The 1,533-nt window shown below is 38.4% G+C and carries 4 protein-coding genes; all 4 read left to right on the top strand.

Annotated elements, in window-relative coordinates:
* The first annotated feature begins 221 nt into the window (after nt 1-221).
* The 4 genes from infA to rpsK are packed head-to-tail and all read left to right on the top strand — an operon-like array spanning nt 222 to nt 1,390.
* Nucleotides 222-440 carry a translation initiation factor IF-1 gene (gene infA, locus ACRX5O_RS21005; protein WP_019157108.1) on the top strand — a complete coding sequence of 73 codons (219 nt, stop codon included), beginning with the start codon at nt 222-224 and terminating at the stop codon, nt 438-440.
* Nucleotides 441-476: 36 nt separating this feature from the next.
* A complete protein-coding gene (rpmJ, locus tag ACRX5O_RS21000) occupies nt 477-590 on the top strand; it encodes a 50S ribosomal protein L36 (protein WP_000868344.1) in 114 nt (37 codons plus the stop codon).
* Nucleotides 591-613: 23 nt separating this feature from the next.
* Nucleotides 614-979, top strand: a complete 366-nt coding sequence (gene rpsM / locus ACRX5O_RS20995) for a 30S ribosomal protein S13 (protein ID WP_119706284.1) — start codon at nt 614-616, stop codon at nt 977-979.
* Between the two features lie 21 nt (nt 980-1,000).
* Complete coding sequence (gene rpsK, locus ACRX5O_RS20990) at nt 1,001-1,390, top strand: 30S ribosomal protein S11 (RefSeq protein ID WP_066058500.1); 390 nt, start codon at nt 1,001-1,003, stop codon at nt 1,388-1,390.
* The last annotated feature ends 143 nt before the right edge of the window (nt 1,391-1,533 follow it).

Here is a 1,533-nt window from a genome sequence, read left to right as displayed (position 1 = left end):
ATTCTTACAAAAGCTTAACTTGTAAAGCCAAAGGAACTGTCAAGTGTTTAGTAATATTTTAATTATTAAAATTGGGCAAATCCTTTTTAATATGCTATAATTATAAGGTTGCTAGAAAATTGTAGTGTATTAACCGGTCGTGTTGCATTGGAAAGCTACGATTTCTTTCAGTAAGTATTTAATGGATCATGTAACTGATGAGTAGAAGGGAGACTAGTTCTATGGCGAAAGATGATGTAATTGAAATTGAAGGTACGGTTCTTGAAACTTTGCCTAACGCTATGTTTAAGGTAGAATTAGAAAATGGTCATACAGTACTAGCTCATGTTTCCGGTAAAATTCGTATGCACTTCATCCGTATTTTGCCTGGTGACAAAGTAACTGTTGAGCTATCCCCATATGACTTAACACGCGGAAGAATTACTTACCGCTTTAAATAATCTGTTGCACTCCGTAATATCAAGGAGGTTAGGATAATGAAAGTGAGACCATCTGTTAAGCCGATCTGCGAAAAGTGTAAAGTTATCCGTAGACGCGGCAAAGTTATGGTTATTTGTGAAAACCCTAAGCATAAACAAAAACAAGGCTAATAATGAGGGAGGTGCTCTAGTAAATGGCACGTATTGCAGGTGTAGATATTCCACGTGAAAAGCGTGTAGTAATCTCATTAACTTACATCTATGGTATTGGGAAAAATACTGCACAAAAGGTATTGGCTGAAGCTGGTGTTTCAGAAGAGACTCGTGTGCGTGATTTAACGGAAGAAGAACTTAACAAAATCCGTGACATCGTTGATAAATTAAAAGTTGAAGGTGACCTTCGTCGTGAAATTTCTTTAAACATCAAGCGTTTAATGGAAATCGGTTCATACCGTGGTCTTCGTCATCGTCGTGGCTTACCAGTTCGCGGTCAAAACACGAAGAACAATGCACGTACTCGTAAAGGTCCACGTAAGACTGTAGCTAACAAGAAGAAATAATCGGTAAAGGAGGTACTTTAAATGGCTCGTAAAACTAATACTCGTAAGCGTCGTGTGAAAAAGAATATTGAACAAGGGATTGCTCATATCCGTTCTACATTCAATAACACGATTGTAACAATCACAGATGTTCATGGGAATGCTCTTTCATGGTCAAGTGCTGGTTCATTAGGATTTAAAGGTTCACGTAAATCTACTCCTTTTGCAGCGCAAATGGCAGCTGAAACAGCAGCTAAAACATCTATGGAACATGGAATGAAAACTTTAGAAGTAACAGTTAAAGGACCTGGTGCAGGACGTGAAGCTGCTATCCGTGCTCTTCAAGCTGCTGGTCTAGAAGTTACTGCTATTAGAGACGTAACTCCAGTTCCTCATAACGGATGTCGTCCACCAAAACGTCGTCGTGTATAATTTTTCTGTATAGAAAAAAAATCCCTGTCTATAATGGGATATGATAAGAACTTTATACGTTTATACAGGATCATTTTTCCAGTTGTTGTGCACAAGCGGGAACGTATACAGGGGGAATTTCGGTTAAACAAACCTAACCGAGG

Source organism: Robertmurraya mesotrionivorans, assembly GCF_050971805.1.
Lineage (GTDB): Bacteria > Bacillota > Bacilli > Bacillales > Cytobacillaceae > Robertmurraya_A.
This window is presented reverse-complemented; position numbering and strand designations above follow the sequence as displayed.

What these genes read in the sequence shown, in the direction of transcription:
- rpsK (WP_066058500.1), top strand. Translation starts at nt 1,001, where the DNA reads ATGGCTCGTAAAACTAATACTCGTAAGCGTCGTGTGAAAAAGAATATT.
- rpmJ (WP_000868344.1), top strand. Translation starts at nt 477, where the DNA reads ATGAAAGTGAGACCATCTGTTAAGCCGATCTGCGAAAAGTGTAAAGTT.
- rpsM (WP_119706284.1), top strand. Translation starts at nt 614, where the DNA reads ATGGCACGTATTGCAGGTGTAGATATTCCACGTGAAAAGCGTGTAGTA.
- infA (WP_019157108.1), top strand. Translation starts at nt 222, where the DNA reads ATGGCGAAAGATGATGTAATTGAAATTGAAGGTACGGTTCTTGAAACT.